Source organism: Phaeobacter porticola (genome assembly GCF_001888185.1).
Taxonomy (GTDB): Bacteria; Pseudomonadota; Alphaproteobacteria; order Rhodobacterales; family Rhodobacteraceae; genus Phaeobacter; species Phaeobacter porticola.
The window spans coordinates 2,144,610-2,164,669 of sequence record NZ_CP016364.1; the positions used below are offsets into that span (position 1 = coordinate 2,144,610).

Below are 20,060 nucleotides of genomic sequence, written 5' to 3' on the forward strand. Positions count from 1 at the left end.
TGCCGCCACCGTCACCAGTGAACTCAGTCAAAACAGGATTCATGATGCCGTCATATCGTTTGATCGCTCCCGCCGTTGCCGCCCTGACCCTCGCGCATGGCGCAGCAATAGCCGCCGACACGCCGAACCCCGTGAAAGACGGCGAGATTGACAGGCAACGCGCCGCGCTGGCCATGTCCACCTTTGGCGCGGGCTTTGGCCCGCAGTCGCCCCGCGATATCGACGCCGCCGAAGGGCAGAACCTCCGCTTTTTCTCAGCGGCGCCACCTGCATCGCAAATGAACCTCTGCAATATCCACTTTCACGAGAATGCCGAACATCGCGGCGGTGAATTCACCACCTACGCCGGCAATGGCGATGGCAAGGGTTACGGCAGCGGCTATCAATACGACGGCACGCTGACAGCCGCCGAACTGGCCCCGCTGGACAGCCCCATCGGGACGGAGGGCGGCCACGGCGATCTGCAGCCGGGCGACACGATTGAGGTGCATTACGTCCACACCACCGCGCAGGTGACCCCCGGCCCGACGCTTGGCGCCTGCCTGAGTGAGGCCATCGGCAACCCACAACTCCGGGTGGAGGCACAGGTCTATGTCCTGGTCAATGACCCCGGCGCCGCCGATTTCGAGGAACTGACCCGCCTGACGGTCCGTAACAACCTCTATCAGGCGCAGAACATCCCCAGCAACACCGGCACACCGGTGCGCTATGCAGGCTCCACCACCGGGCCGGGCTACAACACCAAGGGTTCCCCGTTTCAGGTCACCTGGAGCGTCCGACCCAAGGTGATCCGGGTCAATATCCACAGCGTCGGCGCCTGGCTAGAGCACAATCATTTCGACGAAACCCACGCCCATGGCGTCCGCAATCTGGTGGTCAGCCCGGACCTGCTGTCCCCGATCAGCAACTGATCCCATCTTCCGCTGCCACCAAAGGCGGCAGCGGAAGATGGGCCCGCAAAGTGGGCGCAGAAGAAGCAGCGCTCCACAGGATAGGACGCTGGGACATGACAGTCTGGGCTCAGAGCGCGTTGTCGGTTTGAGCCCTTACCTACCAAGTTGCTGCATGATGGCGAATGTCGGCTTTCCTCAGTCAGGCACTCGCGATCGTTCTGTCGAGAAAATCGATTCTGGAACGGACAGCCGAACTCTTGTCGTTTCGAAGGACATCGGACAATTCGGCCATTTCAGCCGTCAATTGTTCCCGTTTTGAGATCAGTAAATCAGCCGCAATCCTTCGTACCAATGAAGACTTATCTCGCGCAGCAGCCCCCAGAATCTCCTCGACTTCAAAATCAATCTCAATGTTGCGGGTTTCAAACTCTGCAACGCGCCGTGTGATCCCGTAGACCTTGTTCACCCACTCTCGGCGATATCCCACAAACCACCGAGCCCGCCCCATAAGAAGGGTCTCGACGGCAATTGCTCGTACAGTTGGAAGCCGTGCATCCAAGGCCAGGTTCTCAAGGTGAATGTCAAAATCAGCCCGTTGAAGAATTAGCCTTAGGCTCTGTCCAACCTTGCCGCGACGAGGCGCAAGAAACTGCTCTCGCATCTCGTCCAGCACTTCTGTGCGATAGATGCTATCCTGAAGGACCGAAAGTGCCTGATCATCCCATCTGCTCAGAAAGTTCATCTGAGGAAGTAGAAAAAATGCGCTTTCGCTTATGGCTTCTGCGCTCGCGGTTACTAGAAATTCTCTCCCGTACGTCGTCGATGCCGTTCGCACGTTGCGAACCCAGTCGTTCAGGCGGTAAACAACCGCCGCGACTTCAAACGGGCAACTCGGTGAGGTAGTGAGAGCTTCCATGGCAGCCTGACGCACATATCCGCTGCCATGAAACATGAGAAGCCAACCCAAGTCAGGATGATCTTGCAGCAAAGTGTCCCCGTTCTTGTGATTTAGACCAAGGGCCTGCAAGAATCTTGTGCCAAGCCCAATTGGTTCTCTGTGACCATAAGCCATGTTCATCTGAGCAATCTCTCTGATTTCAGATGCGCCACGCGGTACAGATTCTGCGGGCAAGTTTTGCAAAGCGCTTCTGAACGCCGATACAAGCTCCGCCGATACCTTCTTCCTTTGAAACGATACCCCTAATTCGCGAGCAAGCTCCTGCACATTTTCAGGAACGACAGACCTTTTGCGATAGGTGAATAAATCGCAGTATTCAGGAGGCCTTGGCATTCAGTTCTCCAGTTAACCAGCGGAGTGGAGCCGCCTTTGACGAGGTAACATCCCTTATGCTGCAACCCAAGAGCGGATATTGGCATAAGAAACTCGAACGGCCGCTCCGTCCCGCACTTCCGACATTCAGTACATAGGGCGCCCACAGGTCTCCTCGCAAACCTTAGCGCAAAATACCGGCGCGATGGCAAAGGGGGCTCGCGCCTCCATAGCACAGCGGCCCGATGCGCTGACCGCTACCGCGCGGCGGCGGTTTTCGACGTACCGACCAGCTTGATCGAGCGACGCCAGAACCGGATCATCAGAAACAGCCCCGCAACGGACAGGCCGATTACCAGTCCAAACCAGACACCAAGCCCACCAAAGCCAAAGGTAAATCCCAGCAGATAAGATGCCGGGATGCCCACGGCCCAATAGCTGAGCGCAGCAATGACCATCGGCACGCCAGTGTCCTGCACCCCGCGCAACAGCCCCAGTGCGACGACCTGCATCCCATCCATCAGCTGAAACAGCGCGGCCGCCGCCAGCAAGGCTGTTCCGATCAGCAGGATTTCTACGCGCTGCGGATCATCCGGGGCCAGAAACAGCGAAATCAACGCCTCTGGCATGGTCAGGAACAGGACCATGCCCAGCACCGACAGCCCCAGCGACATCGCCATAACCACAAGCGCCCCCCGCGCCATGTGATCCCGGTCCCGCCGGCCAAAGGCGTTGCCCGCCCGAATGGTTGCGGCATTGGACAGCCCCAGATGCATCATGAACGCCAGCCCCCCCAGCGACAGCGCAATCCCATGCGCTGCCAGGGCCACGGTGCCGATCCACCCCATCATCATGGCCGATGCGGCAAACAGGCTAGTTTCGCTCAGATTGGTCAGGCCAATCGGCCCGCCCATCCGCAAGACCCGGCCCAGCATCTCCCAATCCGGGCGATGGAAATTCTTCAACAGTTCATGCTCCGGCAGCACTTTCAGCGCGTAGCCCAGCACCACCAGGCAGGCAAAGATGTTGGTCGCCAATGACGCCAGCGCCGCACCGGTGACGCCCAGTTCCGGTGCCCCCCAATTGCCAAAGATCAGCACGTAGTTGACCAGCGCATTGACCCCTGCGGCCAGCACCGACACCCAAAGCACGATCTGGGTCCGCTCCAGCGCCGCGAGATAGGATTTCAGCACCATATACAGCAGCGCCGGGAACAGCGCCCATCCCGCGATGCGCAGGTATTCCGCCGCCGCATGTGCCACATCAGGCTCTTGTCCCAGCATCAGCAGGATCGCCTCGGACCACCACAGCAACGGCATCACCAGCACGCCATAGGCCAGCGACAGCCACAGCCCCATCCGGGTACACCGCCGGATCTGACGCTCTTCGCCCGCACCTGCCGCTGCCGCAACCATCGGCATCACCGCAAAGGCAAAGCCAGATCCGAGCAGAAAGATCGTAAAGAAATAGGTGGAGCCCAGCGTCACTGCCGCCAACGCCTCCACCCCGTACCAGCCCAGCATCACCGTATCAGTCAAACCAATGGCAAACTGCGCCACATGGCCGCCAATCAGCGGCAGACCAAGCACCGCAATCGCGCGGCTGTGGCCAAGGATCGTATTCGGAGCGGGCGGCGGCAATCTCTGTGTCATACACTAGCCTTAGGCAGCGGGCGACGTCCCGGCAAGCCTGATTTCGCCGTTGGTTGCGTTCCGGTCCCGGCCCACCGCTATTGCGGGATCGCTCGCCATTCTCCCCGCGTCCTCTGCCACGGGTGTGGTAGGCTGCCCCTGCACCGCACAGTCCACAAGGGAGCGCCAGCATGTCCGACGCCGCAGATCAATTGATCCCAAACGCACAAACCTTCCTTGCGGAGCTGGTGCAGAACAACAACCGCGACTGGTTCAAGGATCATCAGGGCCGCTATGATCAGCTGCTGCGTCACCCGGCTGAGGCGCTGTTGCGCGCGGTCAGCGAGTATCTGGGCCCGCATCACCCCGGCATCACCGGCAAGCTGTTTCGCCCCCAGCGCGATCTGCGCTTTGGCACCGACAAGACGCCATATCATACCCATCTACATCTGTTGTGGTCGCTGCCCGCTACCCCCGGTGCCGGGCTTTACTTCGCAGTTACCGCCACAAGGGTCACCCTGGGTGGGGGTGTCATGCAGTTTTCACGCGATCAGTTGCCGCGGTGGCGCGCGGCCATTGCAGGTCAGCCAATGACCCGCAGCTATCCCACCGGCGGTCTGGATCCGGTCGCGGGCCACAGCCCGGCAAGCGACAGCGGGCTTGCGGATGAATTGGCGGCCCTGCTGGATATTCTCGCGCTCAAAGGGTTGCAGCCAAAACCGGCAGAACTGAAACGCGTGCCCGCCCCCCATGGCGCGGGCCACCCCCATGCCGATCTGTTACGGCGCAAGTCGCTGACGCTTTGGCAGCCGCTGGACGGAGCACCACAGATGACCCCGATGGGGGCAGTCTGTAGCGCTGCCCTGATGCTGGAGCCGCTGTTCACCCTGCTGCGCCCGATCCTGACAGACACGTGTTCGGACTAGGCGAGACGCGCTTCAGACCCGATCAGCTGTGTCCCCAATCATCCGGGTTGTCACTGTTATTGGGGCTTAGCCCCAGCACATCGCCCTTGATCGAACAGCCCAGCCCCAGCACCGTGCGGTTGGCGTAAGAAAAATAGGCAGTGACCTGATTGATCTCCAGAATTTCAGCATCCCCCAGCCCGGCGACACGCAGCGCGTTGATATCGGCCTCGATCAGGGCTGCCGGGGATTCCGTCAGCTTGCGCGCATAGGCCATGCCTGCGCGCTGCGCCATGTCCAGCGGTGCGTGCTCTGGATTGCGGGCCTCGATTGCGGCGCGAATGGCATCGCCGCGCGGCGCATCCTTCAGCAACCGTTGCAGACCAGAAAAATGATGCTCCACGCAGTAGGCGCAGTCATTCAGCGACGACACCCAGACGCCCAGTACCTCCAGATACCATTTCGGCAGGCTGTTGCCACTGTGATGCAGAACCGCCTTATAAAGCGCCATATGTCCTTCCATCGAATGCGGGCGCAGCGAATGCGCCATCATGATGTTGTCGACATTGCCATCCGGCCCGGTCACCCGGTCATATAGCTTTTTCAATTTGCCGGTGGCCTCGGCAAATGGAATGGTTTTGATCCAGGCCATCGTTCTCTCCCGTTTGGTCTGCGCGAAGAGTAGCGGCTTGTGATCTAAAGGGAAGATGCAAAGCGACCCAAGGTCCAGCCCACCCGGCCCTAGCGCATCGCCTCCCGTGCCACGGCCTCAATCGCGGCCTGTATATCCTCTGCACGGCTGCGGTGATTGGTGATCGCGGCGCGCAGCAGCACGCGACCATCCCCCCGCGTGGTGGAAAACACCGCCTCACCGCTTTCCTGCAGGGTCTGGGCAATCTCCGCGTTCACCTGCGATTGCGTCTCTGGCGCCAGATCACTGCGCGCCGTGAACACGCAGATATTGGACACCACTGGCGCGCCGAGCGCCATCAACGGCTGCGCCTCAACTGCGGCGGCCATCGCTGCCGCGAGCGCACAATTGCCAGTGATCGCCTCGCAGAATGCTGCCTCGCCATAGGTTTCTAATGCGGTCCAGACCTTCAACGCCCGATTGCCCCGGCTGAGATCAATGCCGTAGTCGCAGAACCAAGGCTCGCCACCTGCCAGCCCACGCTCGGCCCCCTCCAGATAGGATGGCCGCGCGGCAAAGGCTGCCCGGTGCTCATCCTCATTGCGCAACAGCGCCATGCCGCAGTCGTAGCCCACATACATCCACTTGTGAAAATCCAGAGCGATACTGTCAGCCCGCCCGATCCCGTCGGACAAAGACCGGTACGGCTCATCCGCAATCCGTGTCCAGGCGCCAAACGCCCCATCCACATGCAGCCACAGCCCCAGCGCCGCCGCCGCATCCGCCAGCGCGTTCAGATCGTCAAACAGCCCCAGATCCACCGATCCCGCCGTGCCGACCACCAGAAAGGGCAGCGCCCCGGCTGAGCGGTCCGCTGTGACCATCTCCGCCAGTGCGGTACAATCCATCTGCCCCTGTACCAAAGGCACCTTGCGCAAATTGTCCGAGCCAATGCCCAGCAGCTCCATCCCCTTCATCGTGGCATTATGCACGCCCTCGCCCGCGTAGGCCGTCAACCGCACAGCTCCCTGACCGGATCTGCGCAGATCCGGCAGCACCCGCAGCCGCGCCGCCTGAAAGGCAATAACTGTCGCCTGCGAGGTGCCGCTGGTCAGAACGCCGCTGGCCCCCTCGGGCAGGCCCATCTTGGCGCGGGTCCAATCTATCACCGCGCGCTCCATCCGATTGGCCCCGTGATCGCGACCGCCAAGGTTGGCATTGACCGCCGCTGCCGCCATCGCGGCAATCACGTCACTGGCCAACCCCGTGCCCTGCACCCAGCCCCAGAACCGCGGGTGGATATTGCCACCATGATTGGGCAACACATCCGTGATAATCTGATCCACCACCGCCTGCGGCCCGCGCGCCGCCGCCGCAACCGCATAACGCGCATCCAGATCCTCCGGCACCGGTTGCCAGGGCCGCTTTGCCGCCTGCTGGATCTGATCCAGCGCGGCCTCCAGCATACGATGCGCCTCAGCCCGCGTTTCCCCCCAGTCTTCAGGATCCAGTCCGTGCCCTGCCATCCGCGCGCTCCTCTTTGCGTTTGCTGGCACCGGTGTAGCCTGCCCGTCGCCGCATCGCACGGGGTTAATCCCTGCAATCTCCCGTCGCGTGGTCGCGGCTCTTCACGGTGGCGTGCGGTCTATCCACATTCTGTACACAAACAACCCACAATCCCGCTCATAAGGGTCCACAGACTGTGCACAGCTCTATTCACAGGTCTGCTCACAGGGCTATCCACAAAGCCATCCACAGACCGACTCGCCGATGCCCACATCCCAGGAACCCGGCAACCATCGCCCCTGTTTCCGCCTCTTTCGCAGCACCGTCACACCTGCCATAATGGCCTTAACCAAAACCAAGCAAGAGCAGCACCCGCCCATGGCCGACGACCTTCTCAGCACGCCTGCATCCGATACCTACGACGCCTCCTCGATTGAGGTCCTGGAAGGCCTCGAACCGGTCCGCCAGCGCCCTGGCATGTATATCGGCGGCACGGATGAACGCGCGCTGCACCATATGGTCGCCGAAATCCTCGACAACTCCATGGACGAGGCCGTCGCCGGTCACGCCAACCGGATCGAGGTAACGCTGCATGCCGACCACTCCGTCACCATCTCTGACAACGGCCGCGGCATCCCGATTGATCCGCACCCCAAGTTCCCGGATAAATCCGCGCTTGAGGTGATCCTGTGTACACTCCACGCGGGCGGCAAATTCTCTGGCAAGGCCTATCAGACCTCTGGGGGTCTGCACGGTGTTGGCTCCTCGGTGGTGAACGCGCTATCGGATCTGATGGTGGTGCAGGTGGCCAAGAACAAAGAGCTGTTTGAGCAGCGTTTCTCGCGCGGCATCCCGCAGGGCCCGGTGGAAAAAATCGGCGCTGCCCCGAACAAGCGCGGCACCTTCGTGACCTTCCACGCGGATGAGCAGATCTTCGGCTCGCACCGGTTCAAGCCCAAGCGCCTGTTCACCCTCGTGCGCTCCAAGGCCTATCTGTTCTCCGGCGTCGAAATCCGCTGGAAATCGGAAATCGACGACAATGAGACCCCGACGGAGGCCACCTTCCACTTCCCCGGCGGCCTTAAGGATTATTTGACCGAGGTGCTTGGCAAATCCTCTGTCTACGCCGAGCAGCCCTTTGCCGGTAAGGTTGAGTTCCGCGAAAAATTCAACGCGCCGGGTTATGTCGAATGGGCGATCAACTGGACGCCCTCGCGCGACGGCTTCACCCAGTCCTATTGTAACACCGTCCCCACGCCCGAGGGCGGCACCCATGTTGCGGGTTTCTGGGCCGCAATCCTCAAGGGAATCAAGGCCTACGGCGAACTTGTCGGCAACAAGAAGGCCGCCAGCATCACCCGCGAGGACCTGATGGCGGGCGGTTGCGCGCTGGTCTCCTGCTTTATCGCCGACCCGGCTTTTGTGGGCCAGACCAAGGACCGCCTGTCGACCGAAATCGCCGCCAAAATGGTTGAAAACTCGGTGCGCGACCATTTCGACAACTGGCTGGCCGCCGACACCAAATCGGCCGGCGCCATCCTCGACTTTCTTGTTCTGCGCGCCGAGGAACGCCTGCGCCGCAAGCAGGAGAAAGAGACCCAGCGCAAATCCGCCACCAAGAAACTGCGCCTGCCCGGCAAGCTGACCGACTGTACCTCCAAGGACCGCGCCGGCACCGAATTGTTCATCGTCGAGGGCGACTCGGCCGGCGGCTCCGGCAAGGGCGCGCGCAACCGGGTCAATCAGGCGCTGCTCCCGCTCAAGGGTAAGATCCTGAACGTGCTGGGGGCGGCCTCCAACAAGATCGGCACCAACGCCGAAATCCGCGACCTCTGCGAGGCGCTTGGCGTCGGAACCGGCACCAAGTTCAACCTCGACGATCTGCGCTATGACAAGATCATCATCATGACCGATGCGGACGTCGACGGCGCCCATATCGCGTCCCTCCTGATGACCTTCTTCTTCACCCAGATGCGCCCGCTGATTGACGGCGGCCACCTGTATCTGGCCTGCCCGCCGCTGTTCCGCCTGACTCAGGGCGCGCGCCGCGTTTACTGCCTGGACGAGGCCGAGCGTGATCTCTGGCTGGAAAAGGGTCTGGGCGGCAAAGGCAAGATTGATGTGAGCCGCTTCAAGGGTCTTGGCGAAATGGACGCCAAGGACCTGAAAGAGACCACGATGGACCCGACCACCCGCAAGCTGATCCGCGTCACCATCGACGAGGACGAACCCGGCGAGACCGGCGAGCTGGTCGAACAGCTGATGGGCAAGAAACCCGAGCTGCGCTACCAGTATATCCAGGAGAACGCGAAGTTCGTTGAGGAGCTGGATGTTTGAATAAGAAGCAAGCTAGGGCGCTACAAACTCGCTAGGACGGCCTAGCTGCATCCAGGCCTGCATTTCATCAAGGCGTTCCTGAGTTGGAAGCTCTGTAGCTTCAACCTCAGTGTGGCCTTCATAAATTTTCTTTTCAGTCATCCAAGCTTGAAAAGTATAGTATTCGCCCTCCAACGCCGAAGCCCCGGGAAGATTGCACCCGGCTTCAACACGCAGAAAGTTCCTGAGTTTTTTGATGACAAGCTGAAAGTTACACCTGTGAAACTCTACGTCCACACCATTCAAATCTGACAAGCATCTTTTCAATTCATAGGGCTTGTCTTCAAAGATCAAAAACAGCTTATCGTTAGTCTCTGGATCGGGCGCACGTCGGCGCCCCATATCCAAGCCAAGCTCAAACGGCATATTCATTCTCAGGGCTTCGCCCTTTTTCTTTGCCACCGCTCTGCTGAGATCATGTATCGAGTATCTGCAATCTTCAATCAATTGCAAGATTTTCTCCAAACGGCTCTCGCCAGCCTCTAGGCGTTCTGAAGCAAGCCTTGGGGTAAGTTCAGCCCGGATCACACAAAAAATCATCGCTTCCAGTAATGGAGCAAAATCTTCATCAAAAGGGCAATTTATAAAAACGGATGAATTAAAATCAGCCAAACCTAATTAACCCTTAGGGGGATAGGGATCCTTGCCGTAAGTACTTCTTTCTCGAATTCGGCCATTCCGACCATGGACATACAGCTCAGATCCATCGCGCTTAGCTTTTTCACGAGCAATGTCGATCGCTTCCTTTTGCGTATTAACAACACGCGCGGCCCGCGAAGACCCGGAGGACCTTACGGCCCACTTTCCGTCTTTGGGTGTTACGTGGAAGCTCTTATGAGCCATGATTCTTTCTCCAACTGCACACGCACAGGATAGGCAATTTGGTACTTAGTTTCAATTGGCTCTCCTCCCACACCACAAGGCCCGCGCCTGACCTTGGGGAGGCGTGAAGCGCCTTCGCCTTGCTGAAAGCATGCCTCCGGCATGACGGGAAGGTCAGGCGCGGGCCGTGCCGCTACGCGCCACGTCCAAAGGGGGCACGCCGACGCCGTTACCTCCCAAGGCACCGGTAGCAGCGAAGGGCTCCGCCCGTCCGCCCCTCAAACGCTCCCCCTCACCGCCCCGTTGCGCCCCCACCGCACGCCGCCGCCACCTCCGTTTAAACCTGTTCTGCCAGACTGATCCGGTCGCGACATCCGGGGCGGTCTGACACCCCGCCCCATCACTTGGAGATCAGGACGCCCCGACCACCAACCGGGGCGGTTCGCAGATATCTCGCGAAGATGGGCAATCCCCATCCCACCCTCCGCCTTTGGCCCCAGTGGACACATTGGGCCCTTGGCGGCGCCGCCAGCTCTTTGCTGCCCGCAGCAACGGCCAAGACCCCGCCCCACCACGCGGGGCACATCACAATCAGGACAGACCCCAGCCGCGCCCCTAGGCACCTCGGGCCGCGCGGTGATAGCGCTTGCCTGCAAGGCGCTGGTCTTTCTACACTTCCCAAGAGCTTGGTAATGCCAACCCGACCAGGACCAACCCGCCCCGTACTGACCAGCAGGAGCCGCCGCTATGATGATGATCGCCGACAATCAGCTGCTGCTGATCCTCCTGTGTTTCGGCGCGGGCAGCCTTGGCACGGCACTGCTGTTTCGCCACCCTGCCGGACACCGCGTCTGGCGGCTGGCGGATCTGGGCTGGGTGGTTCTGGGCGGCATCGGCGCGCTGGTTGCTGTGCTGGCGGGCATCTACAAGGCCGACACCGGGCGGCTGGAACGGCAGATCGACATTGCCTATGCCGCCACCGCCTCTTTTGACCGCGACGCCGCGCGCTTTCGCCTGCGGTTCTGCGATCCGGCCTATGACGCGGATATCGCAACCCTATGTGATAAGATCGAGTTTCTCTCCGCCTCCACCGCGGGCAATGCCGAGCTGCCGCTGTTCATTGCTGTGACTGATCAGGTCACCCCGCTACAGGGGCTACAGCTGATCTTTGGCCGTGCCGAAAACACCAGCGAGATGATGGCGATGGCCGCCAAGGCGGACGCGTTTGATCCCGCCGCCTTCACCGTCTTTACCGCGCTCGACACCCCGACCGAAGCCGCCGTCGACAGCCTGCGCCGCAAGGTGCCGACCATTGCCGGCGATTTTCTGATCCTGGCGCGCGCCTATGATGCGCTGATTGAGCAGATTACCCAGCTGAAGAGCGAATGGGAATATCTTCAGGACAATGCGCATATTCTGGTCCTGCAAATCCTCGCGCTCTGCATGGTGGCCTTTGCCGCGCCGTTCCGGCTGGGCAAATCGGTGGTGGATCTGCGCTAAAACCTGGCCTTATCAAAAACTGCCAAACTGGCCATTTCGACAAGGTCACATTACCCGTTAGGCTAACCGCAACAGACCTGTCCAGATTTGCGAGCCCAGCCATGCGCGACACCCCACCGTCCGATAGCCCGACAACCCATCTGCCCAGCGTCTGCCCGCTGGATTGCCCCGACACCTGCAGCCTCAGCGTCAGTGTCACCGATGGCGAGGTCACCGCCGTGCGCGGATCGCGCGCCAATCCGCTGACCGATGCGGTGATCTGCAACAAGGTGGTGCGCAGTTTTGCAGGCTTCGTGCATGGTCCCAACCGGCTGACCCAGCCGCTGCGCCGCAGCGGCCCGCGCGGCAGCGGCAGCTATGAGCCGATCAGCTGGGAGGAGGCGCTGGACCTGATCCATGCAGGCGTCATGCGCGCGATTGATGCCCATGGCCCGCAGTCGGTGCTGCCCTTCAACTACGCAGGCCCCCATGGCGAACTGGCTGGCGGGTCGATGGACCGGCGGTTCTTCTACCACATGGGCGCAACCCGGCTCAATCGCGGCCCGCTCTGCGGTGCGGTGCGTGGCGGCGCCTATGAGAGCCTGTTCGGTCCCGCCCCCGGCATGCCGCCACAACAGGTGGTGCAGTCCGATCTGGTGCTGGTCTGGGGCAACAACGTCACCGTCTCCAACCTGCATATGGCGCCGCTGCTGAAGGACGCCCGCGCCAAGGGCGCACGGCTGGTGGTGATCGACCCCAAACGCACCAAGATTGCCGAACACTGCGACCTGCATCTGCAACCGGTGCCAGGTACTGATGTTGTACTGGCCATGGCGCTGGCGGCTGAGCTGGAGCGGCGCGGCGCGCTGGACCATGAGTTTATCGCCCAGTGGACCACGGGGTCCGAACCATACCTGACGGCCGCGCGCAGCTATACCCCCGATCAGGTGGCGGAGGTCTGCGGCATCCCGCTGGCGCAGTTCCACCAGCTCGCTGATTGGATCGCGCAGGCGCGCTGCATGTCCACCTCGCTTGGCAACGGCATCGAACGGGGCCGCTCTGGCGGGTCCGGCCTGCGCGCGGCGATGGCGCTTCAGGCGCTGACAGGTCACCATGGGCGCTTGGGGGCTGGTGTGCTCGCTAAACCCGGCCTTGCCGCGCCAAAGACGACTGACCGCTTGCAGGCGAGCCACCTGATCGACCCGGACACACGGGTGTTCAACATCGTCGATGTGGCGCGCAAACTGCTGGATCGCACCATGCGCATCCCGGTGAAGGCGGTGATGATCTACAACCACAACCCGGTCGCCACCCACCCCGATCAGGCGCGGCTGATTGAGGCGCTGAGCCAGGAGGATATCTTTATCGCGGGCAGCGATGTGGCGATGACCGATTCCATGCGGATGTGCGATGTGATCCTGCCTGCCGCCAGCCATTTTGAATATGACGATGTCTATGGTGCCTATGGCCAGAACTTCATCCAGCGTGCCGCGCCGGTGATCCCACTGGTGGGCGACAGCCTGCCCAATACCGAGATTTTCCGCCGTCTGGCGGCGCGGTTCGGCTATGATGATCCGATGTTTCAGGCCAGCGATACGGAGCTGATGGATCAGGCACTGGACGGCAATCACCCCCAGCTCCAGGGCCACCGCCCCAGTGAAATCCCGCTGGACCGGGCGCTGGAGATCACCGCCGCAGAAGGCGCCGCGCCGATCCTCTGTGATACGATTGCGCCAGCCACCACATCGGGCAAGATTGAGCTGTTCAGCGAGGGCTACGAGGCCCGCTACGGCTTTGGCGTGCCGCGCTATGATCCGGTGCCGCGCAGCGCGCCCTTTGTGCTGATCACGCCGTCCTCGGCAAAACGCACCAATGCCACCTTTGGCGATCAGCCGCCCTCAGATGGGGCCGAAATGGTCGAAATGCACCCCGAAGACGCCACCAGTCGCAACCTCACCGACGGCGCATTGCTGGAAGTGTTCAACGCCCAAGCCACCGTCACCCTGCGGCTGAAAATCAGCGATGCCACCCGCCCTGGCGTGCTCTACAGCCCCAAGGGCACCTGGCGCGCCAGCAGTGCCACGGGCCTGACGGTGAATGCGCTGATCCCCGCCGATATCCGCACCGATACCGAGGATGGCGCCTGCTATAACGAGACCTTCGTGGACCTGCGCCCCGTCGCCAGCTGATCGGCGATCAAAGCCCACAAAACTGGTTCCCACCCCGGCGCAACTTGCTCTAGGGTGGGGCCATGATCGCGCGTTTATTTCTGCTCATCGCCTGTCTTACCCTGCTGTCCTGCGGACGCCCACTGTCGGAAGGCGAACAGCAGTTTCTGACCCGCATCCACGGACCGGAACTGGATATGGATCGCCTGCGCATCGTGAAGGGCGCGCCGCTGTCGCAGGTCACATTTCGCCGCAAACCGCGCCCCCGCGTGACCTGCCGTGAACGTATCCTGCCCCCCGTAAAAGATGAGATCGTCACCTCTTCCCCGGCGGCACTGGCGCTGTTCAACCGCATCTTTTTCGTGCGCGATTGGTATATTGACGATTATATGCCTGCCTACCCCGAGCGGCTCTATCTGGTGGAGGCGATGCTGCTGGCCCATGAGGCGACCCATGTCTGGCAATGGCAGCAACGCGCCAAGACCGGCTATCACCCGCTGCGCGCCGCCGCCGAACATCGCGTGAGCGACGACCCCTATCTGTTTGATCTGAAAACCAATGATCGCTTCATCGACTTTGCCTATGAACAGCAGGGCGCCATCGTTGAGGAATACGTCTGCTGTCGCGCGCTGGACCCAACCGGCGCGCGCACCAAGCGGCTGCATGGAATGCTGAAGGGCGCGATGCCGGTTTCCGACCTGCCGCAAAGCCGCGAAAGCGATGTTTACCTGCCTTGGAAAGATGTCGATGTGACCGGCATCTGCGCCTGAGCCGCGCCACTCACATCCCTGCGTGCAGCTGTCCGCCCTCCAACCGCACCACCCGGTCCATCCGCTGCGCCAGCTCCAGATTATGGGTCGCAATAAGCGCTGCCATACCGGTGGCCGCCACCAGCTCCATCAGCGCGGCAAAGACCTGATCAGCCGTGCCGGGATCCAGATTGCCCGTCGGCTCATCCGCCAACAGAAGACGCGGCCCATTGGCCAGCGCCCGGCAAAACGCCACCCGCTGCTGCTCGCCGCCCGACATCGCCGCAGGGCGATGCCCGGCGCGGTCCTTCAGGCCCACCCGCGCCAACAGATCCTGCGCGCGCGCCTCTGCCTTGGCCTGGCTGATGCCATTGGCCAGCTGCGGCAACACGATGTTTTCAAGCGCGGTAAATTCCGCCAGCAGGTGATGAAACTGATAGACAAACCCCACATCCTGCCGCCGCACCGCCGTGCGCCGCCGCTCGGATTTGCCGGTCAGATCCTGGCCTGCAATCCGCACGGTGCCGCGATCGGGCGTGTCCAACAGGCCTGCCGTGTGCAGCAGCGTGGATTTGCCCGCGCCAGAGGGCGCCACCAGCGCCACGATCTCGCCCGGCTTTACCGTCAGATCAATGCCATTCAGCACATCCACCTGCGTCGGCAGGCCGTGGTTGTAGGATTTGCCGACCTGGCTCAGCTGCAATACGGCAGATTGCGCGCCTGCCTGCGCCTCAGAATTATTCATAGCGCAGCGCCTCCACCGGGTTCATCCGCGCCGCGCGCCGTGCCGGGAAAATGGTGATGACAAAGGACAAGGTCAGCGACAGCGCCACCGCCGACAGCACATCCGCCAGCCGCAGCTCGGCGGGAAGCGCATAGATGCCCCGGATCGCCGGATCCCAGACCCCGCCCCCCATCACGTAGTTCACAAAGGAAAAAATCGGATCAATGTAGATCGCGAATAGACAGCCAAGGATCACGCCCAACAGGGTGCCCACAACGCCAGTACAGGCCCCACAGAGGAAAAACACCCGCATCACCGACCCTTCGCTGAGGCCAATGGTGCGCAGGATGCCAATGTCGCGGCCCTTGTTCTTGACCAGCATAATCAAGCCGGAGACGATATTCATCGTGGCAATCAGCACCAGGATCGACAGGATGATAAACATCACATTGTCCTCGACCTCCAGCGCGCGCAGGAACCCGCCAGAGGCATCGCGCCAGGTCCAGACACCGATACCCGAGGCAACCTCATCCCCGGCCTGCAACAGCGGCAGCACCATGCGATCCACGGTTTCGGGATCCTCCACCATCACCTCGATCTCATCGGCGTAGCCTTCGCGATTGAAATAGCTCTGCGCCTCGGCAAAGGGCATGTAGAGCCGGGTCCGGTCGATGTCATAGCGCCCGGCGGTGAAGATATAGACCACCTCATAGGCGTTGACGCGCGGGCTGGTGCCAAAGGCGGTTTTCACCCCGTTGGGCGAGATCAGCTTGATCCGGTCGCCGACGCTGACACCCAACTCGCGCGCGACGCCGGAGCCCAGCGCGACGCCCTCGTCAAACCGCGACAGGTCACCAATCGCCGCCTCGCTCTGGGCGATGCCCGGCAGGGTGGCGATATTGGCGGCTGAGATGCCAAAGACCTCAACCCCGGCGCTGCGCTGGCGCAGGCTCGCCATCACCTGCCCCTTGATCAGCGGCGCGGTGCGGATCACACCGGGCACCGCTGCGGCGGCTTCGGCCAGGGCGTCATATTCTGTCAGTTTGCGGTCAATCTGGCCCTGTTCGGTCACCGTGCCATGTGAATAGAGCGTCACATGCGCATTTGCCCCCAGAACGGTGCCGACAAACTCCGACCGGAACCCGGTGCGCACCGCCAATGTGGCGATCAGCGCAAACACCGCCAGCGCAATGCCGATGAGGCTGATCCAGGTCATCACGCTGACGCCCCCTTCGGCGCGACGCGCCCGCAGATAGCGCCAGGCAATCAGCCATTCAAAACGGGAAAAAGGGAGTGGTGTGGCCATAATGATCCTGCCGGGCAAAGTTCAGCGCAACCTGTGCTGCCTGAGCTCCGGGGTCAAGATCTGCTTGCACATCCGGCAGCTTTCCCCGCTACCTCCAGATGAAAACGGCCCGCATCCCAAAAATAGGGGTGCGGGCCGTTTGTACCATTTTTTTGCGATGTCAGCTTAGCTTCAGAACCCGCGACCGGTCTGGTGGTTGGCGTAGATCTCCACGATCTTCTGCACCGCTGCCTCGGGCGAGAGTTCCTCGCTTTCGCCGCTGCGGCGGGAGGTGAGTTCGACCACGCCGTTTTTCAGCCCACGCGGGCCGACGGTGATGCGCCAGGGCAGACCGATCAGGTCCATGGTGGCGAATTTGCCGCCTGCGCGTTCCTTGCGATCATCATAGAGCGGCTCCAGCCCGGCGGCTGTCAGCGCCTCATAGAGGCTCTCGCAGGCAGCGTCCGCCTCATCGTCGCCCTGCTTGAGGTTCACGATCCCGCAGTGGAAGGGCGTCACACCTTCGGGCCAGATGATGCCCTTGTCATCATGGCTGGCTTCAATAATGGCGCCCAGCAGACGAGAAACACCGATGCCGTGCGATCCCATATGGACCGGCGACTGCTTGCCATCCGGGCCTTGCACATTGGCACCAAGTGCTTCGGAATATTTGGTGCCAAAGTAGAAAATCTGGCCAACCTCGATCCCGCGCGCCACGCGGCGACGCTCTTCCGGCACCTCATTGAACAGCGCCTCGTCATGGGTTTCATCGGTGCGGGCATATTTGGAGGTAAACTCCTCCAGCACGCCCTGACACTGCTCAACACTGTCATAGTCAATCGCGCGGTCGCCAAAGGTCAGATCGGTAACCGCGCTATCATAGAACACCTCGCTCTCGCCGGTGTCGGCCAAAACCAGGAATTCATGGGTATAGTCGCCCCCAATAGGCCCGCCATCGGCGCGCATCGGAATCGCCTGAAGCCCCATACGCTCGTATGAACGCAGATAGCTGACCAGATGACGGTTATAGGCGTGCAGCGCGTCCTCTTTGGTCAGGTCGAAGTTATAGCCATCCTTCATGTAGAATTCGCGGCCCCGCATCACGCCGAAACGCGGGCGGATCTCGTCGCGGAATTTCCACTGGATGTGATAGAGCGTCAGCGGCAGGTCCTTGTAGCTGCCGACATGGCTGCGGAAAATATCGGTGATCAGCTCTTCATTGGTGGGACCATAGAGCATGTCACGGCCATGGCGATCAGAGATCCGCAGCATTTCCTGACCGTAATCATCATAGCGACCGGATTCTTTCCAAAGATCCGCCGATTGCAACGTCGGCATCAGCATCGGGATATGGCCCGCGCGCATCTGCTCTTCGTGGACAATGGTTTCGATCTTTTTCAGCACCTTGAAGCCCAAGGGCAGCCAGGAATAGATCCCGGCGGCGGATTGTTTGATCATGCCAGCCCGCAACATATAGCGGTGGCTGACGATCTGGGCCTCGGAGGGGTTCTCTTTGAGAACAGGCAGGAAATAGCGGGACAGGCGCATGGCGGTCTCATTTATCAATCTGGGTTCTCAAGCGGTCTAAGCCATCGGCGCGTCTGGGGCAATCGCGCTTTGTCGTCTGAGCTTTTGCAGCCCACAACAACGGGCCACATCAACGGGTTGCATCAGCGGGGCGCATCGGCGAAGACTTGGGCCGAACACGCGCCGCAGGCTCGGGCTGACAGCAAGGACGCAACCATGGCTCTTCCCGCACAGAAACAGATGAAATACTGGGGCATTGCGGCGGTTGTTATCGCGGTTGTGCTTTGGGCGCTTGGCGATGTGCTGCTGCCCTTCGTGCTGGGTGCGGCGATTGCCTATCTGATTGACCCGATTGCCGACCGGCTGGAGGCGATGGGCCTCAGCCGGACGGCAGCCACTGCGGTGATCACCGTTTTTGCGATGCTGCTGTTTGTCGTCATTCTGCTGGTGGTGGTGCCAACACTGATCTACCAGATGCTGGATCTCGCCAAGGTGCTGCCGGAGGCCTTCAAGAACCTGCGGGACTTTGTACAGCAACAGGCACCATCCCTGTTTGACGAGGGCAGCCGCGCGCAACAGACCATCGTATCCATTGCCCAGACCCTGCAAAGCAAGGCCATCGGCGTGCTGGAAGGCGTTGTCGGCTCGGCTGTGTCGCTGGTCAATGTGCTGATCCTGTTTGTGATCGTCCCGGTTGTGGCGGTCTATCTGCTGTTGGACTGGGACCGGATGGTCGCCCGCATTGATGAGCTGCTGCCACGCGACCACGCCCCCACCATCCGCGAACTGGCCGCGCGCATTGACAAGGTGCTGGCCTCCTTCATCCGTGGCATGGGCACCGTCTGCCTGATCCTTGGCACCTATTACGCCGTTGCCCTGATGCTGGTCGGACTGAACTTTGGTCTGGCCGTTGGCTTTATCGCTGGTCTTGTCACCTTCATTCCCTATCTGGGCGCCCTGATCGGCGGCGTGCTGGCCATTGGTCTGGCGCTGTTTCAGTTCTGGGGTGACTGGTGGTCCATCGGTATGGTGGCCGGGGTCTTTGCCATCGGTCAGGTGATTGAGGGCAATTTTCTCACCCCCAAACTGGTGGGCAATTCGGTCGGGCTGCACCCGGTCTGGCTGCTGCTGGCCCTGTCTGTCTTTGGCGCGTTGTTTGGCTTTGTCGGCATGCTGATTGCGGTGCCCGTTGCCGCCGCACTTGGGGTGATTGCACGTTTCCTTGTTGAACAGTATCTGGACAGCCGACTCTATCAGGGCAAAGCCCATAACGACGCGGACTGAATCCCTCCATGGCCCAGCAACTGAGCTTTGATCTCCCGGCGAAACCGGCGCTTGGGCGGGACGATTTCTTTGTCGCGCCCTCCAATGCGATGGCGGTGGCGATGCTGGATCCCTCGTTCGCCTGGCCCGGCGGCAAGCTGGTGTTGAGCGGGCCGAAACGCTCTGGCAAGACCCATCTGGTACATGTCTGGGCCAGCAATTCGGGCGCGCAGATCATTCCCGCCTGGCAGCTGACCAAGGAAGATGTGCCGCATCTGGCTGATGGGCCGATCGCGGTAGAGGATGTGCCGGATATTGCCGATAGCGCGCCTGCGCAGGACGCGTTGTTTCACCTGCACAATCTGGTGCTGGCCAATGGGCACGCCCTGATGCTGACGGGCCGCGCGGCACCACATCTGTGGGGCATGTCGCTGCCTGATCTGCAAAGCCGGATCGAAGGCGCGCCACATGCGCAACTGCAACCACCGGATGACGCCCTGCTGTCGGTGGTTTTGGCCAAGCTGTTCAATGACCGCCAGATCACCCCGAAACCCGATGTGATCCCCTATCTGGTTGCCCATATGGACCGCTCTTTTGCCGCCGCCTCGCAGATCGTGGAGGAGCTGGATCGTCTCTCCCTCACTGAGGGGCGCATGGTGTCGCGCATGCTCGCGGTGGAGCTGATGTCCGATCGCCCTGCCCGGCCGGCATCGGCATCGGCACAAACATCCGCAGACGCGGGCGACAGCGCAGATACCGATCCGAAAACAGATGCCGCAGACGCAGCCGACCCGGCCACATCCGGCGATTGACCCGCGCCCTGCGATCCCC

The 20,060-nt window shown here is 61.4% G+C and carries 17 protein-coding genes; 8 read left to right on the top strand and 9 right to left on the bottom strand.

The window, feature by feature from the left end:
- The first annotated feature begins 44 nt into the window (after nucleotides 1-44).
- Nucleotides 45-911, top strand: a complete 867-nt coding sequence (locus PhaeoP97_RS10310; RefSeq protein WP_072506414.1) for a delta-class carbonic anhydrase — start codon at nucleotides 45-47, stop codon at nucleotides 909-911.
- A 181-nt stretch (nucleotides 912-1,092) separates the two neighbouring features.
- Here the strand turns inward: PhaeoP97_RS10310 and PhaeoP97_RS10315 are convergent, their stop codons facing one another.
- Together PhaeoP97_RS10315 and PhaeoP97_RS10320 are read right to left on the bottom strand one after the other, a co-directional pair.
- Complete coding sequence (locus PhaeoP97_RS10315; protein WP_072504987.1) at nucleotides 1,093-2,184, bottom strand: hypothetical protein; 1,092 nt, start codon at nucleotides 2,182-2,184, stop codon at nucleotides 1,093-1,095.
- 236 nt (nucleotides 2,185-2,420) lie between these two features.
- Nucleotides 2,421-3,815 carry an MATE family efflux transporter gene (locus PhaeoP97_RS10320; RefSeq protein ID WP_072504988.1) on the bottom strand — a complete coding sequence of 465 codons (1,395 nt, stop codon included), beginning with the start codon at nucleotides 3,813-3,815 and terminating at the stop codon, nucleotides 2,421-2,423.
- Between the two features lie 170 nt (nucleotides 3,816-3,985).
- Between PhaeoP97_RS10320 and PhaeoP97_RS10325 the strand changes: the two genes are divergently transcribed.
- Nucleotides 3,986-4,720: a DUF2461 domain-containing protein gene (locus tag PhaeoP97_RS10325; RefSeq protein WP_072504989.1), complete on the top strand. Its 735-nt coding sequence runs from the start codon at nucleotides 3,986-3,988 to the stop codon at nucleotides 4,718-4,720.
- 22 nt (nucleotides 4,721-4,742) lie between these two features.
- Here PhaeoP97_RS10325 and PhaeoP97_RS10330 read toward each other — a convergent pair whose 3' ends face one another.
- Together PhaeoP97_RS10330 and PhaeoP97_RS10335 are read right to left on the bottom strand one after the other, a co-directional pair.
- Nucleotides 4,743-5,351 (bottom strand): peroxidase-related enzyme, encoded by a 609-nt coding sequence (locus tag PhaeoP97_RS10330; protein WP_072504990.1) that lies wholly within the window; start codon nucleotides 5,349-5,351, stop codon nucleotides 4,743-4,745.
- Nucleotides 5,352-5,440: 89 nt separating this feature from the next.
- Nucleotides 5,441-6,856: a pyridoxal phosphate-dependent decarboxylase family protein gene (locus PhaeoP97_RS10335; RefSeq protein WP_072504991.1), complete on the bottom strand. Its 1,416-nt coding sequence runs from the start codon at nucleotides 6,854-6,856 to the stop codon at nucleotides 5,441-5,443.
- Between the two features lie 358 nt (nucleotides 6,857-7,214).
- Here PhaeoP97_RS10335 and parE point away from each other — a divergent pair, with 358 nt between their 5' ends.
- Nucleotides 7,215-9,173 (top strand): DNA topoisomerase IV subunit B, encoded by a 1,959-nt coding sequence (gene parE / locus PhaeoP97_RS10340; RefSeq protein ID WP_072506415.1) that lies wholly within the window; start codon nucleotides 7,215-7,217, stop codon nucleotides 9,171-9,173.
- A gap of 12 nt (nucleotides 9,174-9,185) precedes the next feature.
- Here parE and PhaeoP97_RS10345 read toward each other — a convergent pair whose 3' ends face one another.
- On the bottom strand, nucleotides 9,186-9,824 hold the full coding sequence (locus tag PhaeoP97_RS10345) for a hypothetical protein (RefSeq protein ID WP_072504992.1): 639 nt from the start codon (nucleotides 9,822-9,824) through the stop codon (nucleotides 9,186-9,188).
- Between the two features lie 6 nt (nucleotides 9,825-9,830).
- Nucleotides 9,831-10,055 (bottom strand): DUF2188 domain-containing protein, encoded by a 225-nt coding sequence (locus tag PhaeoP97_RS10350; protein WP_072504993.1) that lies wholly within the window; start codon nucleotides 10,053-10,055, stop codon nucleotides 9,831-9,833.
- A 726-nt stretch (nucleotides 10,056-10,781) separates the two neighbouring features.
- Here PhaeoP97_RS10350 and PhaeoP97_RS10355 point away from each other — a divergent pair.
- From PhaeoP97_RS10355 to PhaeoP97_RS10365, 3 genes are all read left to right on the top strand, one after another.
- Nucleotides 10,782-11,534 carry a hypothetical protein gene (locus PhaeoP97_RS10355; protein WP_072504994.1) on the top strand — a complete coding sequence of 251 codons (753 nt, stop codon included), beginning with the start codon at nucleotides 10,782-10,784 and terminating at the stop codon, nucleotides 11,532-11,534.
- Nucleotides 11,535-11,635: 101 nt separating this feature from the next.
- A complete protein-coding gene (locus PhaeoP97_RS10360; protein ID WP_072504995.1) occupies nucleotides 11,636-13,702 on the top strand; it encodes a molybdopterin-dependent oxidoreductase in 2,067 nt (688 codons plus the stop codon).
- A 62-nt stretch (nucleotides 13,703-13,764) separates the two neighbouring features.
- A complete protein-coding gene (locus tag PhaeoP97_RS10365; RefSeq protein ID WP_072504996.1) occupies nucleotides 13,765-14,451 on the top strand; it encodes a hypothetical protein in 687 nt (228 codons plus the stop codon).
- Between the two features lie 10 nt (nucleotides 14,452-14,461).
- Here PhaeoP97_RS10365 and PhaeoP97_RS10370 read toward each other — a convergent pair whose 3' ends face one another.
- The 3 genes from PhaeoP97_RS10370 to proS all read right to left on the bottom strand — a co-directional run bounded on the left by PhaeoP97_RS10370 (nucleotide 14,462) and on the right by proS (nucleotide 17,987).
- On the bottom strand, nucleotides 14,462-15,175 hold the full coding sequence (locus tag PhaeoP97_RS10370; protein ID WP_072504997.1) for an ABC transporter ATP-binding protein: 714 nt from the start codon (nucleotides 15,173-15,175) through the stop codon (nucleotides 14,462-14,464).
- Nucleotides 15,168-16,460: a lipoprotein-releasing ABC transporter permease subunit gene (locus PhaeoP97_RS10375; protein ID WP_072504998.1), complete on the bottom strand. Its 1,293-nt coding sequence runs from the start codon at nucleotides 16,458-16,460 to the stop codon at nucleotides 15,168-15,170. The genes PhaeoP97_RS10370 and PhaeoP97_RS10375 overlap by 8 nt, the downstream gene beginning before the upstream one ends.
- A 171-nt stretch (nucleotides 16,461-16,631) precedes the next feature.
- Entirely contained in the window at nucleotides 16,632-17,987 is a 1,356-nt protein-coding gene (gene proS / locus PhaeoP97_RS10380) for a proline--tRNA ligase (RefSeq protein WP_014880453.1), read from the bottom strand.
- 195 nt (nucleotides 17,988-18,182) lie between these two features.
- Between proS and PhaeoP97_RS10385 the strand changes: the two genes are divergently transcribed.
- The gene (locus PhaeoP97_RS10385) at nucleotides 18,183-19,250 is read left to right on the top strand and encodes an AI-2E family transporter (protein ID WP_072506416.1); all 1,068 of its coding nucleotides are present in this window, start codon (nucleotides 18,183-18,185) and stop codon (nucleotides 19,248-19,250) included.
- Nucleotides 19,251-19,258: 8 nt separating this feature from the next.
- Nucleotides 19,259-20,041 (top strand): P-loop NTPase family protein, encoded by a 783-nt coding sequence (locus PhaeoP97_RS10390; RefSeq protein WP_072504999.1) that lies wholly within the window; start codon nucleotides 19,259-19,261, stop codon nucleotides 20,039-20,041.
- Nucleotides 20,042-20,060 lie beyond the last annotated feature (19 nt).

What these genes read in the sequence shown, in the direction of transcription:
- PhaeoP97_RS10310 (WP_072506414.1), top strand. Translation starts at nt 45, where the DNA reads ATGCCGTCATATCGTTTGATCGCTCCCGCCGTTGCCGCCCTGACCCTC.
- PhaeoP97_RS10315 (WP_072504987.1), bottom strand. Translation starts at nt 2,184, where the DNA reads ATGCCAAGGCCTCCTGAATACTGCGATTTATTCACCTATCGCAAAAGG.
- PhaeoP97_RS10320 (WP_072504988.1), bottom strand. Translation starts at nt 3,815, where the DNA reads ATGACACAGAGATTGCCGCCGCCCGCTCCGAATACGATCCTTGGCCAC.
- PhaeoP97_RS10325 (WP_072504989.1), top strand. Translation starts at nt 3,986, where the DNA reads ATGTCCGACGCCGCAGATCAATTGATCCCAAACGCACAAACCTTCCTT.
- PhaeoP97_RS10330 (WP_072504990.1), bottom strand. Translation starts at nt 5,351, where the DNA reads ATGGCCTGGATCAAAACCATTCCATTTGCCGAGGCCACCGGCAAATTG.
- PhaeoP97_RS10335 (WP_072504991.1), bottom strand. Translation starts at nt 6,856, where the DNA reads ATGGCAGGGCACGGACTGGATCCTGAAGACTGGGGGGAAACGCGGGCT.
- parE (WP_072506415.1), top strand. Translation starts at nt 7,215, where the DNA reads ATGGCCGACGACCTTCTCAGCACGCCTGCATCCGATACCTACGACGCC.
- PhaeoP97_RS10350 (WP_072504993.1), bottom strand. Translation starts at nt 10,055, where the DNA reads ATGGCTCATAAGAGCTTCCACGTAACACCCAAAGACGGAAAGTGGGCC.
- PhaeoP97_RS10355 (WP_072504994.1), top strand. Translation starts at nt 10,782, where the DNA reads ATGATGATGATCGCCGACAATCAGCTGCTGCTGATCCTCCTGTGTTTC.
- PhaeoP97_RS10360 (WP_072504995.1), top strand. Translation starts at nt 11,636, where the DNA reads ATGCGCGACACCCCACCGTCCGATAGCCCGACAACCCATCTGCCCAGC.
- PhaeoP97_RS10365 (WP_072504996.1), top strand. Translation starts at nt 13,765, where the DNA reads ATGATCGCGCGTTTATTTCTGCTCATCGCCTGTCTTACCCTGCTGTCC.
- PhaeoP97_RS10370 (WP_072504997.1), bottom strand. Translation starts at nt 15,175, where the DNA reads ATGAATAATTCTGAGGCGCAGGCAGGCGCGCAATCTGCCGTATTGCAG.
- PhaeoP97_RS10375 (WP_072504998.1), bottom strand. Translation starts at nt 16,460, where the DNA reads ATGGCCACACCACTCCCTTTTTCCCGTTTTGAATGGCTGATTGCCTGG.
- proS (WP_014880453.1), bottom strand. Translation starts at nt 17,987, where the DNA reads ATGCGCCTGTCCCGCTATTTCCTGCCTGTTCTCAAAGAGAACCCCTCC.
- PhaeoP97_RS10385 (WP_072506416.1), top strand. Translation starts at nt 18,183, where the DNA reads ATGGCTCTTCCCGCACAGAAACAGATGAAATACTGGGGCATTGCGGCG.
- PhaeoP97_RS10390 (WP_072504999.1), top strand. Translation starts at nt 19,259, where the DNA reads ATGGCCCAGCAACTGAGCTTTGATCTCCCGGCGAAACCGGCGCTTGGG.